The sequence below is a fragment of the Staphylococcus arlettae genome (genome assembly GCF_025560845.1).
GTDB classification, from domain to species: Bacteria; Bacillota; Bacilli; order Staphylococcales; family Staphylococcaceae; genus Staphylococcus; species Staphylococcus arlettae.
Map to the genome: position 1 here is coordinate 133,893 of NZ_CP094803.1, position 17,187 is coordinate 151,079.

General features: G+C 32.2%; 23 protein-coding genes. 13 read left to right on the forward strand and 10 right to left on the reverse strand.

Translation table 11 applies throughout. The features are described from left to right. The first annotated feature begins 12 nt into the window (after positions 1-12). The 9 genes from MUA37_RS00620 (at position 13) to arr (ending at position 8,429) form a co-directional block, all read left to right on the forward strand. A complete protein-coding gene (locus MUA37_RS00620) occupies positions 13-1,032 on the forward strand; it encodes a Gfo/Idh/MocA family oxidoreductase (RefSeq protein WP_262624727.1) in 1,020 nt (339 codons plus the stop codon). 10 nt (positions 1,033-1,042) lie between these two features. Then, positions 1,043-1,942, forward strand: coding sequence for a myo-inosose-2 dehydratase (gene iolE, locus MUA37_RS00625; RefSeq protein WP_204172283.1), 900 nt, complete (start codon positions 1,043-1,045; stop codon positions 1,940-1,942). 40 nt (positions 1,943-1,982) lie between these two features. Then, positions 1,983-3,572 carry a solute:sodium symporter family transporter gene (locus tag MUA37_RS00630; RefSeq protein ID WP_262615275.1) on the forward strand — a complete coding sequence of 530 codons (1,590 nt, stop codon included), beginning with the start codon at positions 1,983-1,985 and terminating at the stop codon, positions 3,570-3,572. Positions 3,573-3,582: 10 nt separating this feature from the next. Beyond that, positions 3,583-4,581 (forward strand): inositol 2-dehydrogenase, encoded by a 999-nt coding sequence (iolG, locus tag MUA37_RS00635; protein WP_262615950.1) that lies wholly within the window; start codon positions 3,583-3,585, stop codon positions 4,579-4,581. Positions 4,582-4,608: 27 nt separating this feature from the next. Then, positions 4,609-5,448, forward strand: a complete 840-nt coding sequence (fba, locus tag MUA37_RS00640) for a class II fructose-1,6-bisphosphate aldolase (protein ID WP_262615276.1) — start codon at positions 4,609-4,611, stop codon at positions 5,446-5,448. A gap of 26 nt (positions 5,449-5,474) precedes the next feature. Further along, complete coding sequence (locus tag MUA37_RS00645; RefSeq protein WP_262615277.1) at positions 5,475-5,864, forward strand: tautomerase family protein; 390 nt, start codon at positions 5,475-5,477, stop codon at positions 5,862-5,864. 278 nt (positions 5,865-6,142) lie between these two features. Beyond that, entirely contained in the window at positions 6,143-7,201 is a 1,059-nt protein-coding gene (locus tag MUA37_RS00650) for an SRA domain-containing endonuclease (protein WP_262615278.1), read from the forward strand. 103 nt (positions 7,202-7,304) lie between these two features. Further along, the gene (locus MUA37_RS00655; protein ID WP_142019213.1) at positions 7,305-7,841 is read left to right on the forward strand and encodes a DUF805 domain-containing protein; all 537 of its coding nucleotides are present in this window, start codon (positions 7,305-7,307) and stop codon (positions 7,839-7,841) included. Positions 7,842-8,003: 162 nt separating this feature from the next. Then, positions 8,004-8,429 carry an NAD(+)--rifampin ADP-ribosyltransferase gene (arr, locus tag MUA37_RS00660; RefSeq protein WP_142019214.1) on the forward strand — a complete coding sequence of 142 codons (426 nt, stop codon included), beginning with the start codon at positions 8,004-8,006 and terminating at the stop codon, positions 8,427-8,429. A gap of 208 nt (positions 8,430-8,637) precedes the next feature. Here arr and MUA37_RS00665 read toward each other — a convergent pair whose 3' ends face one another. The 5 genes from MUA37_RS00665 to MUA37_RS00685 form a co-directional block, all read right to left on the reverse strand. Beyond that, the gene (locus MUA37_RS00665) at positions 8,638-9,030 is read right to left on the reverse strand and encodes a (deoxy)nucleoside triphosphate pyrophosphohydrolase (RefSeq protein ID WP_262615279.1); all 393 of its coding nucleotides are present in this window, start codon (positions 9,028-9,030) and stop codon (positions 8,638-8,640) included. A 42-nt stretch (positions 9,031-9,072) separates the two neighbouring features. Then, positions 9,073-9,447 carry a nuclear transport factor 2 family protein gene (locus tag MUA37_RS00670; protein ID WP_262615280.1) on the reverse strand — a complete coding sequence of 125 codons (375 nt, stop codon included), beginning with the start codon at positions 9,445-9,447 and terminating at the stop codon, positions 9,073-9,075. 203 nt (positions 9,448-9,650) lie between these two features. Further along, positions 9,651-10,544, reverse strand: coding sequence for an NAD(P)/FAD-dependent oxidoreductase (locus MUA37_RS00675; protein WP_262624728.1), 894 nt, complete (start codon positions 10,542-10,544; stop codon positions 9,651-9,653). Between the two features lie 66 nt (positions 10,545-10,610). Next, positions 10,611-10,991, reverse strand: a complete 381-nt coding sequence (locus MUA37_RS00680; RefSeq protein ID WP_002509960.1) for an RrF2 family transcriptional regulator — start codon at positions 10,989-10,991, stop codon at positions 10,611-10,613. Positions 10,992-11,349: 358 nt separating this feature from the next. Continuing rightward, positions 11,350-12,051 (reverse strand): hypothetical protein, encoded by a 702-nt coding sequence (locus MUA37_RS00685; protein WP_142019217.1) that lies wholly within the window; start codon positions 12,049-12,051, stop codon positions 11,350-11,352. Between the two features lie 123 nt (positions 12,052-12,174). On the opposite strand from MUA37_RS00685, the gene MUA37_RS00690 reads away from it, so the two are divergent. Then, on the forward strand, positions 12,175-12,276 hold the full coding sequence (locus tag MUA37_RS00690) for a type I toxin-antitoxin system Fst family toxin (protein ID WP_142019218.1): 102 nt from the start codon (positions 12,175-12,177) through the stop codon (positions 12,274-12,276). A 104-nt stretch (positions 12,277-12,380) separates the two neighbouring features. On the opposite strand, the gene MUA37_RS00695 is transcribed toward MUA37_RS00690, so the two are convergent. The 5 genes from MUA37_RS00695 to MUA37_RS00710 form a co-directional block, all read right to left on the reverse strand. Beyond that, a complete protein-coding gene (locus tag MUA37_RS00695) occupies positions 12,381-12,788 on the reverse strand; it encodes a TcaA NTF2-like domain-containing protein (protein ID WP_172604807.1) in 408 nt (135 codons plus the stop codon). A 21-nt stretch (positions 12,789-12,809) separates the two neighbouring features. Then, positions 12,810-13,049 carry a TcaA 3rd/4th domain-containing protein gene (locus MUA37_RS13345; RefSeq protein ID WP_394371086.1) on the reverse strand — a complete coding sequence of 80 codons (240 nt, stop codon included), beginning with the start codon at positions 13,047-13,049 and terminating at the stop codon, positions 12,810-12,812. Positions 13,050-13,478: 429 nt separating this feature from the next. Next, positions 13,479-13,658, reverse strand: coding sequence for a hypothetical protein (locus MUA37_RS00700; protein ID WP_142019221.1), 180 nt, complete (start codon positions 13,656-13,658; stop codon positions 13,479-13,481). Positions 13,659-13,675: 17 nt separating this feature from the next. Further along, on the reverse strand, positions 13,676-14,374 hold the full coding sequence (locus tag MUA37_RS00705) for a hypothetical protein (protein ID WP_142019222.1): 699 nt from the start codon (positions 14,372-14,374) through the stop codon (positions 13,676-13,678). A gap of 14 nt (positions 14,375-14,388) precedes the next feature. Beyond that, positions 14,389-15,123: a hypothetical protein gene (locus MUA37_RS00710; protein WP_142019223.1), complete on the reverse strand. Its 735-nt coding sequence runs from the start codon at positions 15,121-15,123 to the stop codon at positions 14,389-14,391. Between the two features lie 61 nt (positions 15,124-15,184). Here MUA37_RS00710 and MUA37_RS00715 point away from each other — a divergent pair, with 61 nt between their 5' ends. From MUA37_RS00715 to MUA37_RS00725, 3 genes are all read left to right on the forward strand, one after another. Further along, positions 15,185-15,328 carry a hypothetical protein gene (locus MUA37_RS00715; protein WP_262615282.1) on the forward strand — a complete coding sequence of 48 codons (144 nt, stop codon included), beginning with the start codon at positions 15,185-15,187 and terminating at the stop codon, positions 15,326-15,328. 3 nt (positions 15,329-15,331) lie between these two features. Then, positions 15,332-15,574, forward strand: a complete 243-nt coding sequence (locus tag MUA37_RS00720; protein WP_262615951.1) for a YolD-like family protein — start codon at positions 15,332-15,334, stop codon at positions 15,572-15,574. A 205-nt stretch (positions 15,575-15,779) separates the two neighbouring features. Further along, entirely contained in the window at positions 15,780-17,132 is a 1,353-nt protein-coding gene (locus tag MUA37_RS00725; RefSeq protein WP_021459431.1) for an IS1182 family transposase, read from the forward strand. Positions 17,133-17,187: the final 55 nt, after the last annotated feature.

The window sequence follows — 17,187 nt, forward strand, 5'->3', positions numbered from 1 at the left end:
GGTGGTACAACTATGACAAAGATAAAAATAGGACAAGTCGGTCTTGGTAGGTTAGGGCAAGTGCATGCTTCCAATATAGTAAATCATGTTAAAAATGCGGAATTATATGCCGTCGCAAGTGTAGTGGATGCGGAACTCGCATATGCAAAAGATCAATTAGGTGTTCAACATTGTTATAAATCATACAATGAAATGATTGAAAATGATGAATTAGATGCTGTCGTTATAGTATCACCGAGTGGTTTTCATGCCGTGCAAATCACGCAAGCACTTGAAAAAGGTTTGCATGTGTTCTCTGAAAAACCCATTGGTTTAGAGTTAGAACATATTAAACAAGTCGTAACTGAGATTGATAAGCATCCAGATAAAGTCTTTCAATTAGGCTTTATGCGCCGTTTCGATGAATCGTATTTATATGCCAAAGAAGCTGTAGACAATGGTGACCTAGGTAAAATTACAGCAATGCGCTGTTATGGTATTGACCCAAGTGCAGGTCTTGATAGCTTTATTCAATTTGCCAAAAACAGTGTCAGTGGTGGGATCTTTTTAGATATGTCGATCCATGATATCGATTTAGTAAGATGGTTCACTGGATCGGAATTTAAAAGCGTTTATTCCCTAGGAAATAACATCGCCGCACCTGAATTATCTGATTGTGAAGAGCTGGAAACAGGAGCATGTTTATCAGAACTTGAAGATGGAACCATTGCTTACTTTTTAGCTGGTTGTAATGCGCAGCACGGTTATCATGTCGAAACGGAAATTATTGGTACTGAAGGTATGATTCGAATTGGTAATGCACCGGAAAAAAACTTGGTAACACTTTATGACAAAAATGGTGTTGTCAGACCGACTTCAGAACATTTTCCTGAACGATTTAGATTTGCTTTCGTGAATGAATTAAATACATTTGTTAATTCAATTAACAATAAAGAACAATCAACGATTACTGGTGTGGATGGATTGAAAAGTACAGAAGTTGCCATTGCTATGCAGGAATCATTTGAAACTAAGCAGATTATTACGTTATGAGGTGAACAGAATGACTAGAGACATTCGTTATGCATGTGCTCCAATCGCATGGACAAATGATGATATGCCTGAATTAGGCAACGAAAATTCCTTTGAACAATGTATTAGCGAAATGGCATTAGCAGGATATGAAGGTACTGAAATAGGCAATAAATATCCGAAAGATGCCGAAGTATTAAAGGATTATTTAGAGGCACGGGGATTATCAGTAGCAAGTGCGTGGCTTAGCTTATATTTAACATCTGCTCCTTATGAAGTAACGAGACAGGCATTTATTGAGCATAGAGATTTCTTACATGCACTTGGTGCTAAAGTAATCGTAGTGTCAGAGCAAGGTAACAGTATTCAAGGAAAGTTAGATAAAGCCTTATTTAAAGATAAGCCGATTTTTACTGAAGCAGAATGGATACGCTTGATAGACGGTTTGGAAAAATTAGGACAATTAGCTCATGAGAAAGATATGGAAATTGTGTATCACCACCATATGGGGACAGGTATACAAACAACAGCAGAAATTGATGAGTTAATGAAGAGAACAAGCAAAGATAATGTTTCCCTACTATTTGACACTGGTCACCTTTTGGTATCTGGAGAAGATCCTCTAGCAATATTTAACAAGCATGAAGATCGAATTAAGCATATTCATTTTAAAGATGTGAGACAAGAAGTAAAAGCAGCAATAGAAAAAGAACAACAATGTTTTTTAGAAGGTGTAAGAAAAGGTATGTTCACTGTACCAGGAGACGGCATTATTGATTTTGAACCCATTTTAAATAAAATATACAACTCAAATTATAGTGGTTGGATTGTAGTTGAAGCCGAACAAGATCCATCAATAGCTAATCCATTTAAATACGCCAAAAAAGCAAAAGAATACATGTCTAATATTTGTAATAACGTAGTTATATAACAGGTTAGAGTGATCTATACCTCAAGGGAGGGAAATTGCCGTGAGTTTATTTGCAGGGATTTCATTTATAGTAGTAATACTGTTAGTAGGGTTGTATGCATCTTTAAGAAGTAGAAAAATTAACACTAAAAACTCTGATGGATACTTCATGGGTGGTAGAAGTTTAACCGGTTTTACAATTGCTTCTACTATCATTATGACAAATCTATCTACAGAACAAATAGTCGGTCAAAACGGTCAAAGTTTTATGGCCGGTATGGAAGTTATGGCATGGGAAGTAACAGCAGCAGTAGCCATAGTAATATTGGCGCTGGTATTTTTACCAAGGTATTTTAGATACGGTGTAGATACGATATCAGATTTTATTGAACTGCGATTTGATACGTTTACTAAGCGATTGGTATCATTATTATTCATATTTACATATGTTGTGTCATTTTTACCAGTTGTTTTATATTCAGGTGCACTTGTATTTAATAAAATATTCAATATTAGTGAAATGTTAAATATAAGTGATATGACGGCTGTGGTACTTATATCAACATTTATCGGGATTTTCGGAATAATTTATTTGTTTATCGGTGGTCTGTCATTAAGTGCACACAGTGATTCTATATATGGTATTGGACTCATTATAGGAGGACTCGCCATACCTGTCTTAGGTTTGATTCTCTTTGGTAATGGTAGTCTGTTACATGGATTTGATAAAGTTGTGCAAAACACACCAGAGAAATTAAATTCACTAGGTGCAATAGACTCTGATATCGTACCTTGGCCAACGTTATTCTTTGGTATGTTTTTCAATAATTTATTCTTTTGGTGTACGAACCAAATGATAGTTCAAAAAGCATTAGCAGGTAAAAATCTAAAAGAAGCGCAAAAAGGTGCTATGTTTGTCGGTATATTTAAAATTTTTGGTGCATTATTCTTAGTATTCCCCGGAGTTCTTGCGTTCAACATGTTAGGCGATAAAGTTACAAATCCTGATAATGCATATCCTATGTTAGTAAATGAAGTATTACCAGGTTGGGCTTATGGGTTGTTTGGTGCAGTGATTTTTGGTGCAATTCTAAGTTCATTTGTAGGATCTTTAAATAGTACAGCAACTTTATTCTCTCTAGATTTTTATAAATCAGTTATTAATAAGGAAGCTACAAATAAGCAAGTGTCTAGAATGGGTAGAATCGTAACGATAATTGTCGGCGTTGTTGTAGTAATCATAGCGCCAATGATTTCAATCTTCCCACAAGGATTATACGCTGTTGTTCAAGAATTTAACGGTATTTACAATATGCCATTATTAGTATTGATACTAGTAGGATTTTTCGTTAAGCGGACATCACAGCAAGGTGCTAAAGTGATGTTTATTTTACACATTATTATGTATGCGCTTTCAAAAGTATTGTTAACAGACATACACTACTTATATGTATTAAGTGTATTATTCTTTATTGATTTATTCATCGTTCTGTTATTTAACAAATGGAAACCATCGGATGAATTTGATTTCAATGTAAATTACGCAAAAGTAGATATTACACCGTGGAAATATAGATATGTAGTTGGTGCGATTATCGTAATAGTAGTAATTGGTACTTATATCTTATTTTCACCACTAGGTATAGCTTAAAAGGAGGAAAATTATGACACTTACATTTGGAGTAATTGGTGCTGGTAGAATTGGACAGTTGCATATCAGCTATTTGCAGACACACAACGATGTAAAGATTAAATGGATTTCAGATTTAAACTGCGACAAGATGTCAGAATGGATTGCACAAGCAGGTATTGAAAATAAAACTAAAGATCATAGAGACATTATTAATGATCCAGAAGTTGATGCGATAATTATTTGTTCTCCGACAGATACACACGTTGATATTATTAAAGAGGCTTCAGCACAAGGTAAACATATATTTTGCGAAAAACCTATCAGTCTATCTTTGGAAGAAGCAGAAGAAGCGGTAGCAGCGGTAGCGCAATCTAATATTAAGCTTCAAATGGGCTTTAACAGAAGGTTTGATAAGAACTTTAAACAACTACATTCTATATTGAGTGATGGTGAATTAGGTCAAATTCAAACATTAAGAATTACGTCTAGAGATCCAGAGCCCCCTCCAATTGAATATATTAAGCGTTCTGGTGGGTTGTTTATGGATATGACGATTCATGACTTTGATATGGCACGATACTTAATGCAATCAGAAATAGTAGAAGTGTATGCTTCTGGTGACGCCTTGGTTAATCCTGAAATTGCAGAATATGACGATATTGATACGGCACTAATTACACTGAAATTCGAAAATGGTTCAATTGCTATGATTGAAAATTGTCGTAGAAGCGTTTATGGCTATGATCAACGTATCGAAATTTTAGGTGATAATGGCGCGATTGATGTAGGAAACGAGCAATCTTCAACGTTAAATTATCATCGTGTAGATGGTATTAGAAGAGATAGTCCACCTTATTTCTTCCTAGAAAGATATAGCGATGCATATAAAGTAGAGATGAATGATTTTATAGATGCTATTCTCAATGATACAGACGTTTTATGTTCAATTGAAGATGGCTATAAAGCACAACAAATCGCTTTAAAATGTCAAGAGTCACTAAAAACGAATCAACCCCAAAAATTATAAACAGGTAGAAAGGTGGGACGCTCATAAATGAAGTCATTTATACAACAAGCCAAGGATGAACAATATGCGATACCTCAAATTAATGTCAATGGATTAATTTGGATTGAAGGTATTTTGCAAGCTGCTGAAGATACACGTTCACCTATTATTGTAGGAACTACCGATAAAGTTATTGAATTTCTAGGTGGATATCAATTTATATGTTCAGTCATTAAAGACAAAGTGAAGGCTATGAACATAACTGTCCCTGTTATTATTCATTTAGATCATGGTTTAACCGTAGACAACTGTAAAAAGGCAGTAGATGCAGGCTATGATTCCGTCATGTTTGATGGTTCGAAGTTACCGATTGAAGAAAATATAAAACAAACTAAAGAAGTTGTCGATTATGCACATCAACATAATGTTCTAGTTGAAGGTGAGATAGGGGCAATTGGTGGTAATGAAGATGGTGTTATTGGCAATGTTAAATATGCAGATTTTAATGACTGTTTGAGATTGGCAAAAGAAACACAGCTAGATACGTTGGCGCCAGCACTAGGTTCTGTACATGGAAAGTATCAAGGTGAACCCAATTTGGGCTTTGCAGAAATGAAAGAAATACAAAATGCGTTAGATCTACCCTTAGTATTACACGGTGCGTCAGGCATCTCAGATGAAGATTTATTAAAAGCCATACATTTAGGTCATGCCAAAATTAATTTTAATACTGAAATTAATATTGCATGGAGTAATCAATTAAGACAAACACTAAATGATGATACATCGTTGTTTAACCCACAACAAATTTTAAATCCCAGCAAAGAAGTTATAAAAGCAACAGTTAAATCTATTATCCATAAATGCACTTCACAAAATCGTGTATAAAAACTGTAAATGAAGGGACGTGCCCTATGCCATTAATGAAAATTGATTTAATAAAAGGTCGCACACAAACAGAAATTCAACAAATACTAGATATTTCTTATGATGTCATGCTAACAACATTTAATGCCCCAGTAGGAGACAGATATCAAATCGTAAATCAACATGAACCATACGAAATGCAAATTTTGGATACAGGCTTAGGCGTAACACGTACAAATAATATTGTTGTTTTTACTATTATTACTAGACCTAGAACACAACAACAAAAATTAGCATTCTACGAAACATTAGTAACTGAACTGCATAGTCAATTAGGCATACGTAAAGAAGATATTATGTTTAGCCTAGTAGAAAATACAGATGATGATTGGAGCTTCTTTAATGGTGAAGCCCAATTCTTAAATGGAGCGCTGTAATTCTCTACAGACAAATAATTTCATAAAGAGTCCAAGTACTAGGATACTTATTTCCAGATTTATACAGGAGATAAGTATTCTAGTTTTTTTATGTGAGGGGCAATGTTAATGTGTATACCCTGAGTTCTATGCAATAAGATAAAAGTTTTCCATGACATTAAGTATTATATTTAGAAGTAGAAAAAAGTGTTAAATTATATGTTAAAATCCTAAGTAATAAAAGACTTTTTAAATGAAATTAAATATTATTATAATCATTTAGAAGTTCGATTAATTAAATGGTGACAATTGATGGTTTTATAGATAAAGGGGCGTATAGTGTGGAACAATGGCTAACGAAACAAGAAGTAAAAAAAGCTTTAAAAATTGATGATGGGGCATTTAAAAAATGGAACGAACATGGAAAAATTATAACCGTCAAATCACGTAAGTATTACTATGATGAACAAGAAATTAATCAGTGGCTAGAACAGAACAGAAAAGCAATAAGCAAAATGCAAGTTGGAAATATATACAATAATAAAACGATTCAAGAAACTTTTAAATGTTCTGGTCAAGGAGGTATGAGACGCGGACATTTAACAAATTCACTCGTATTATTTTCAGATCAATTAAAAAAAGAACCTATTTATGAAGATAAAAGTTATATAGATAAATATGGAAACCAAATAATGCATTATACAGGTGAGGGACAAAAGAGAAATCAAGATCAAGAACTTAAAAAACAAAATAGAACATTATATGATTCAAATGAGCTCAGTACAAAAGTGTATTTATTTGAAACATTTAAAGCAGGTGAGCATACTTTTCGAGGTGAAGTAAAATTATGTGCTAGCCCTTATACAGAGCAACAAAACGGCAGAATGGTTTATATTTTTCCACTCTCTTTCAACGACAATGAATATGTTATATCAGAAAAACTGTATAAAGAAAAAGAGGAACGCCAAGAAAAACAGGCCTATAAGCTAGGAAGTGAAGAATTATATCAACGTGCGAAAAAAGCTAAAAAGGTCGGCCAGAGGAAAGCATATACGACTGTATATGAACGAAATAACTATGTTGCTGCCCATGTGAAAGAACGTGCAGAAGGTTATTGTGATTTGTGTGGAGAGCCTGCGCCCTTTAAAGATAAAAATGGCAAACCTTATTTGGAATGTCATCATGTAACTTGGTTAGCAAACCAAGGCGAGGATAGTATTGATAATGCCGTTGCTTTAGACCCTACATGTCATAGAAAAATGCATGTTCTAGACTTAGAAAATGATGTGAAAATATTACAGACAAAAATAAAGCAGTACCAAGCTAAAATGTTGAAGGATTACCCCATGCTAATATGAATTTAAATTTAATTGTTATTAAAATATAAAAATTTTTAAATTAATTTGTAATGAATAATTATTATTTGTATACTGTTACTAACAAGTTGTAAGGAGACAAGCGATGAACAGTTTACCAATGCAAATTATGCAAAGTTACACAGCATTTTGGACACGTTTTTTAGATGTTAAAGGGAGAGCATCACGTTCTGATTTTTGGCATCCTTTTTGGATTAACTTTTTAATAACTTCATTGTTAGGGATATTTTCAGTTGGCACACTCAGTAGTGTTTTTGCACTCTTCTTAATTATTCCAACTTTCACAGTAAAAGTGAGACGGTTACATGACACCAATCGTACTATGCTGTTAGCTATAATTTCACATATCAGTGGTTTAATTACAGCTGTTGGAACTATAGCTTTTGGGTTAATCATTATCACAATTGCAACTCAAACTGAAACAATGGGTGTGCTTAAAGCTATAATGTTGGCTGGTGTGTTTGGTACGTTGTTTGCAGGTGTGGTTACACTTTATACATGGATAGTATTGATTATGCGTGGGAATAAAAAGCCAAATAGATATGGAGCAGGTGGAAGTTGCCAAGTCGTGGCAGCGCAAGACGTAGTAATGACGGAAGTAGAGCATTCCAGTCATAGCTAATATACATTGTTGCGACTATCAAAAATGGTTACAAATTATCAAATAAATAAAAGGTATCTTTCCTCACTTTAATTATACTATAAATATGTAGAAAGTTGCAGTCTACTATTTGTCTCAGTTACATACTATACTGGATGCCATCTAGTATTAAGGAGTGGTGCTATGGATGAGCAACTTAAAGCGTTTGAAAACACGCTGTATTTTCACGGAACTAAAGCGAGGTTAGCTGTCGGCGACTTATTGCAACCTGGATTTAAGTCGAATTTTAAAGATATTACCTTAAAGCATATTTATTTTACTGGCACATTGGAAGCAGCAAAGTGGGGAGCAGAATTAGCTACGACTATAGGTGAAGAAGACCAAGAACGGATATATATTGTAACGCCTTTGGGAGATTTTGAAGATGATCCTAATGTGACTGATCAAAAATTCCCAGGCAACCCAACTCGTTCATATCGTTCAACAGCACCACTTAAAATTGTAGCTGAATTAGCTGATTGGGAAAGACACTCTGATGAAGAAATCAATAAGATGCTAGCAGGTTTAGAAGCATTACGTGCAGCAGGTAAAGATGTGATTATAGACTGAACAAAGGGAGTGGGACAGAAATCTAATTTGATAAAAAGATTTCGTCGTCCCACCCCGGCAAGGATGACTAGCATTGAAAAAAGCTTGATTTGAAGCGCATTTTCAATACAGTCAGCTACTGCCAAAATGAAAAGAGGCTGAGACGAATCCATTTTGTCCCAGTCTTTTGCTATAGCAAGATAATATTAATACGATGAACATATACAACCTAATAAAACTGACTGATCATATTCACAGTTGGAATATCTGCGGGTGCCCATGCTAATTGTTGAAGTTCGGTGGTATTGTGCCACTTCATCGCTTTGTGTTCAGTTAAAGTAGGGGCTTGTGTTTGTAAAGTACAATGATATGAATGGAGATGTACAACACCAAAATCATAGTCATAAGTAGTGGTGGTAATCTTATCTTCGACCACAATGTCACATAATAGCTCTTCCTTAATTTCACGTTTCAAAGCAGTACTTTTAGATTCTCCAGGTTCGACTTTGCCACCTGGGAATTCCCATAATAAGGGTAAAGACATCGAGTCACTGCGTTGGGCACAAAGTACTTGTTGGTCAGCGATAATGACAGCCGCTACCACTTCAATATGTTTTTTCACAGTTTCACACCTCATTTATGTAGTTAAATAATTATAACTGTATTATTGCCCAGAAAATAATTGTGTGTCATTTGGTTTATTTTCTAAATAGGCAATTTTTCCATTTTCATTGATACGGGCAATATCGAGTCCTTCCTGCGTATAGACACCTGACTCAAAACGCTTACCACAAATCGCCCACTGGGTTTGAAATGAGCCGTCCTCTTGTTTGACCCAGCCGTTGTGCATGTGATTTAAATCTTCATTGGTTTGATAGACACTGCAGACGAAATTTTGCCAAGCTGCTTTCCCTTGAAATGATTTACCGTTTAATACAAAAACAATGTCGTCACTAAACAAGTCAGTTAGTTGTTGAAAACTTTCTTCATTGTAACGTGCTTCGTCAAAAAGCTTGAAATAATTATCTAATATTTGCATTGTTTTACCTTCTTTTATAGTGTTTTTGAATTGATATAGTATTAGTTTATTATAAATATAAATCATCGACACAATGATATGCTTCGTTATTGAGTTTGATATATATAGTTGCTTAGATATTGTTTCACGCGGTGATAATCATTATAGTAGAACAAAACCAAGATAAACACATGAACTGTGTCTGTCTTGGTTTTTTAGCGGGATTAATCATTGTCTTCAATCAATTGCATTGCTACGAATTTGGCTACTGTATTACCGCTCGAAGCGGCATCAATAAGTTGCGATGGCATGATGTCTTTAGATTCGCCTACTATAAAAACACCGGGAACAGAAGTTTCACCGAAATTGTTAGTTGTGAGACGGCCATTGTCTTCACGTTGTAATTGTAGTGGGTGTAAAAAGTCGAAATAGGAATTAACTTCAATACTAATCAAGCCACCGTCACGATTGATTGACGTACCATCAGCGAACGAAACAGCTGTAAGGTGACCTTCAGTATGTTGGAATTCTGTTATAGCACTAGTAATGAGTCGGATACCTTTACGATCTAAATAAGCTTTATCTTCATCATCTATGGAAGCATTATCAGCTACGTGTATTACAACATCTTGAGACCAATTGAGCACGAGCTTACTCATATGTTTAACTTGAGCAGCTGGCACAGAAACAATTAGTGAACGGTTACGTAATTCATAGCCATCACACCAAGGGCAGTAAAATAGAGATGTGCCATAACACGCTTGTGTACCTGGGGTATCAGGTAATATTTCTTTTAAGCCCATGGCTAACATAATTTTACGTGCATAATATGTTGTTGATTCAGTTTGAATTATAAAATAATCAGTTACTTGTTCGACATGTGTCACAGTGTCTAATACACGTTGTACATGTTCATATTTATCAACATCTTGCTCGGCATTGCTGCGTAATGCTTCCGGTGAGATACCGTCTTGAGTAAGATATGCGTGAGATGCTTGCGTCACTTTATTTCTAGGATTATTATTGTCTATCACTAATGTTGTTTTTAAGGCGCGACCTAAAGTGAGCGCGCTGGCTAAACCTGCAGGGCCACCACCTATAATAATAACATCAAACATTGTATAACCACCTTTTTATATATTAGAGAGTCTTAATATCTATAATAGAGGTAAAAAAGATTTAACCTATATTAAATCTTTTAAAGTTTTTTCTTGTAATGCTCTAGTCATTTCATCTTCTGCAGAGACAATGATTTTTTGAATCTTACATTCAGGACCATGATTAAAACTGTCTTCAAAGGCGCTTTGATGGCCATCTATGGCAGTGATAATCGTATAAATCGAAATATCTTCCCACTGCTGAACTAACGAATAACCACCTCTAGCACCAGATGATGATTTAATGACATTAGCTTTTGTTAGTTGTGTCAGTATTTTAGATAAATATGTTACCGATACATTTAATTTCTCTGCTAATGTTTGTACATTGACTGCTTGTGATGATTGGGTAGTAATTAAATAGGCTAGTGCGTGTAAAGCATAGTCTGAACCTTTCGTAATTTTCATGTGTATACCTCACTATTATAGATATTTAATGTCTATAATAAATGTTTCAGAATCATTTTGCAAGAGAAAAATTTTGATAAGTAATACATGTTAAATGAGTCTATGTGTTAGTAGAGTTACATGTAGTGGAAAAGTTAAGGTGACATAAGTACGTTATTCAGTTAGAAGTTTTAGTTATAGAAGGCTACTAACAAGTCATCTATATGGTCTAGTGGATTTAGTGATTTTTATTGTTAATTACGTTCACACTTTTGAAAGGTATCAATGAACAACTCTCGGTAACGAAATCATTATCGAAAGTTGTTAGTGTTAAATACTATCGTTTTTGACTAGGGTATGTTCTGATTTAACAATATATTTAAAACCAATACATATCATTATATATTGCTGTAATAATAATAATCCCTAACCGAATATAAAACTGCTTTTTCTCTTTACTCCATTTGCGCTTTTCTTTTAACGTTTCAGTACTCGAATGTCTAAATATATGTGTATCTTTTCTATACTTTATTATATCTTCGTTGTTAATAAAACCATAAAATACACTTGCTGATACATCATTAAACTTACCTTCTTCTTTCAATAAGTATTCTATACAATTATTCAAAGTTGCCAATTGATCGTCTATTGTCTGATGTTCAAGGCCACCCCTACCATTAGCAATTTCATTAATAGTGATATTTAAATCTTTCTTAACTTCAAAAAAATTATCATTAGTCTTTTTAACTATCTCCAGTTCATTAATTAATTCCCTGCGATCAGCCCACGGTATACTGTCGTCAGTATTGTATTTTTTATTTGCTCTTATTTTGGCCTTTATTTCATCATAAGCAAATCTATTTAATGGGGTTTGTTTATTTACTACATTAGGAAATTGTTTAATGTAATAACCATTACTCAATAGCCATTTTAAAATTACTTTGTACTCTTTTTCATCTGCAATAGTAAAATCTGAATATCTAAAACGGTTAGCTTTTTCAAATTTTGGTTCAAGCGTCTTTTTAAAACTTTCTATTAAATCATCAATGTCATTGTATTGGTATTGCTCTATGTTTATCAATTTATTTTCCCCTTACCATAAGCTTTTTTATTATTAATTATACACTATCTTTGATGATATAATGACTTATGTCATCAACAAACCTAACTGTTGAAATTGGACAAGTTAGGAGGTGCTAACAACATGACTGTATTAACAATTATTTACTCAACACTTATTGCGCCAATAGTTATTGGCATAGTTCTTACGACTTATAAACATTGGTTGAATAAGCGTAAGCGTTGATGGCTTTAAATAACCAAGCACTAAAAAACGCCATCTACTACGGCAATAGTAGATGGCGTTTGGTGCTTCAACATGTCTGTTGAAATAATTATTTCTCAACTTACTTACAGTATATCCTCTTTATTATTGTTTGTAAAATTTTTTATATCTTCATGGCTTTGTATTGTATAACCTTCATCTGCTTTATAATACTTCAGTACATATTTAGATTTTATGCTATCTTTATTCTGATTTTCCTTTTTCAAAGTGACATTAACGTTTCCATCTTGATAATTAACACTTTCAAATTTTGGTCGTCTGTATTGTTTTTTCTTCTTACTTTTAACCGTTGAACGTATGTATTTCGATAGATCACTATTACTTTCAATATATTTGACTATGAATTTATAATCACTCTTTTTATAGGATTTATTCAAATCTTTAGTATAGTCTTTCATAAACGATTTAGCACCTAGTTCAATATCGTTGATACTCTTTAAATAGTCATTAATAGTACCTTCATTAAATTTCAAACTTATCTTTTGAGTTTTCCCCTAATCGCTATTTAAAGTAACCGTATTAGTTTTAAAATTTTTATCACTTATTTTACCTTTAGCATAAACTTTTAAAGGTTTATTTACTGAATATGCACCATATACTTTATTATCTTTATATTCAATAGCCTTATTATTGATATAAAGTTTTATATAGTCATCTACTTTTTCACTGCTTATTAAATTCACTTTAAAATTCGTGTCCTTAAAAACTAGCATGTGCAATGATTTTTTAATCATTATTTTGGTTATTTGTATCAAAGCGAATATTGCCTTTAATCAATGAATTATCATCATCAAAATTTTTTCGGCTTCTAAATTATATTTATCTACAAAAAACTTTCTGATATTTGGTATATTATTATTTAGGGGCTGTAATTCTGTTTTTGTTTATCTTCAACATTATTAAATTCATATTTAGCATTTGAATATGAGTTAATTTTCTATATATAATGAAATATAGGTTTAAAACGCCAATTTACCAATAAATATAAACTTGTTGTCATTCATAGTTACTTCTATAAGCTTTCGTTTCTGTTTGTCCGTTATACAGCCAAAATCAACCGTATTACTATCATTATTTTTGATATAACTTTTTATGTTATTTCTTTCTTTTTTTTTTGATACCTTTGTACTATTATTAGATAAAATATTATCTACTTTTTCATATTACTTACTTTTTATAACTTGCTCTAATTCATCAAGTTGCGCTTGTGCGTTATTACTTGTTATAAAGTAATATATTAATCCTGCCAACATAAGCATTACAACAATTATAGGTACGATTATTAGCATATTTTTATGATACTTATATTTATCAGCTCTTTTATATTGATTATTATTTTCCATATAACTACCTTCTATTATTATTTATAAAATAGATAGTATTTTAAATAACTTTGCACGTCTTCTATATCTATATTCTGCTCTATACTCTTTACTTGTTCTAATTGAAATTCCATTACATGTATTAAATCTTCGAAAAATTCACGTTCTCTTTGCTTCAAATTGTTATTATCTATATATTTATTATTTTCTTCTACATATGCAAAGCCATTATTATTATCTAAAAATTCATGTTTTATATAAGTATCAATATTTGACTTTAATAAATTCATAGAATGAAATTCAGAATGTATAGTAAATTTATTTGTGTAAATTGGTTTTAATATTTTATCGCCTTTTTTACTATATCCTAGACCGTCATTTGTAATACTTATAAAGCTTGATAGCTTCTTGACACTTTTTATTAAATTATTATAGCGTGTTTTTACCTCATTATATTTATTTTGATAAGTTTGAATATATTTAAAACGATCACTTATATTCTTGCACTGTATCATAAATTCTTCGTCTTTCGTTCTATTCTTACCATTTACATTGTCTATGTAACTTCTAACAGCACTTTTATTTTTAGTTACATCTCTACCACTATCTACATACATTTTTTTGTCTGCTTTAATCTGTTCTAATAACGATTTCAATTCTTCATTATATTGGCTATAGTTAGACAAAAGTAACTCTATTAAACTTTCTTTTTCTTCTTCATATTTCATACTATACATAAAAATCCCCCTCATTATATAAACTCACTAAAGTATTTTGTTAAATAGCTTTTTCTATAATATTTTCTTGAAATATGCTTCAATTTAGGGTTTTGAACTTCCCTGAAAATATTTGTAAAATCTGCAAATTGACTATATAAAGCACCATCTAATTTAGTAATGAACAAATTTTCATCAAGTAATTCTTCTAACGACACATAATAAGCTTTAATTTCTTCATCAAATTCATTAATTAATTTACTAGCTCTATGATTACCGTCGACTACTAATAATGCTTGTGAAGGTTCTTGCTTAGGGTAAAATGAACCTCTGGTAGTAACATAATCTGGTACTACTATAATAGGATCTTTTGATAATTTAACATCTTTGTTTCCTTCATAACTGAAATTAACTAAATCATTATTTTCAGAACCAAAAATTTTATAACTCAATTTAATAGGTTCAGTGCCACGCTTTTTTACATAATCATTTATAGCGCCAACATTAAAAGCAATATCACAAATAAACGAAGCCCAATGATTACCACGAGGAACACTGTAAACCTCATTTTCATCTATTTTGTCTAATTCACTTAACAATGTATTTTCATCATATAATTCATTTAAATTTGATATAACCTTAACCCAATCATTATTTAGTTTTGATACATATTCATATTTACTTATGTCTAGTTTCTCTAAAATACTGCTATAATCCATTACTTTTGAATTAAAGGTATACAAAGAATAATCGTTGCAATTTAATTTCATATAATCCCTTCCTTCTTCACAAAACAGAATATATGTCCTGTAATATTAAGGAGGTGTTGAAATGTTACCTGAAAACTATGCTAATGAAACAGATTATAGAAAAATACCACGTAAGTATTTAAACCCTAATACCCGACAAGGACGAGGAATGAAAAAATGGCTACCTATGGCCACAATCCCTGAACAATATGAACAGCTTGAATAATTCATAAAAGATCAAAGTAAAGTGCCTAAGCCTTCTCAAAGTGAAGATCAAATACTTGATATTAACAATACTATAATAGAAAAAATGTTTAATAAACCTAGCGCAAAAAATATTATCACAACGGCAATAAAAAATTTTTCAGGAACTATTCATAAAATAAATTCTAAAGATAATACTTTATACATCTACAATGATAAAAATAATATGATAGTCATTCCGCTACCTCATATATATAGTATTGATTAAATAACACCGTTAAAACGGGGTTATTTCAGACTGTCGACAAAGTCTCCGACTTTGTTGGCAGTTTTTTTATGCACGCTTTCCGCGGGCACTGCCTTAGCCTGTAGTCTTCGGCTAGTGATATTCCCGCAGGAGTCGGCATAAATTACTGCCAATATTACACAAAAACATTATAATATATGTAAATTAAACAGTGGTGGTGTTTATTATGTTGAATAAATCAATTGATAAAAGAGATCAATATGAAATGATTTCTATCTCTGAATTAGTCCCTAATAATCATTTATTACGTAAAGTCGATGCGATATTAGATTTAAATTTTGTGTATGAACTTGTCGAAGACAAATATTGCCTTGATAATGGTAGACCATCTATAGATCCTGTTATTTTAGTAAAAATATTACTCATACAAAGGTTGTTTGGCATTAAATCAATGAGACAAACAATTAAAGAAATAGAAACAAATGTAGCTTACCGTTGGTATTTAGGATATAGCTTTTTAGATAAAGTACCTCATTACGGAACTTTTAGTAAGAACTATACACGTCGTTTTCATGATACAGATTTATTTGAACAAATATTTGAGAAAATACTAGAAATAGCTATCAAAAATAACTTAATAGATCACTCATCTTTATTCATTGATTCTACACATATTAAAGCAAATGCAAATAAGAATAAATACATCAAAAAAATTGTAAAAAAAGATACACTTCACTTCCAAGAAGAATTGGATAATGAAATAAATGAACAAAGGCGAGCACAAGGAAAAAAGCCAATAAAAAATAAAAGCAAGGAGGAATATAAAACCAAAAAAGTAAGTACGACTGATCCAGAAGCTGGGTACTACGTTAAAGGTGAACGAGAAAAGCAATTTGCTTATAGTTTACACGCATGTGTAGATAAAAATGGTTATATTATTGATAAGCACGTGACACCTGGTAATATTCACGACAGTACACAACTCAAACCAATGATTGAAAGATTGGAAACCAAGCAGATGTTGCCTATCACATTAGCAATTGATTCAGGTTATAAAACACCTTTTAATGCACACTTTTTGCTTGAAAAAGCAATTGTACCAGCAATGCCATATACGAGACCTAAAGGAAAACCTGGTTTTTTCAGAACAAAAGATTTCATCTACGATGAACATTATGATACTTATATTTGTCCTAATGATGAAACTTTACTATATAAAAGAACAATGCCAACAGGACACAGATTATATGTATCAGATGCTTCAATATGTCGAGACTGTCCACTACTAAATAAATGTACTGAAAGTAAAGATGCCATAAAACAAATTAGAAGACATGTTTGGCAAGATGATTTAGATATAGTTGAAGATTTAAGGTTTGTGGATACAATTAAAAAACAATATAAAATGCGAAGTCAAACAATAGAGAGAAAATTTGGCGATGCAAAAGAACAGCATGGTATGAGATGGACGAGATATAGAGGACATGACAAAGTTTCCATGGATACCACGCTAATTTGTGCTGCCATGAATCTTAAAAAAATCGCAATGTGGCTAATAAAAGGCCCAGTAATGGTCTGAAAGACCACTGCAATTTTGAAAAAAACTATAAAAAAAGAAAATAAATAAACCCTTC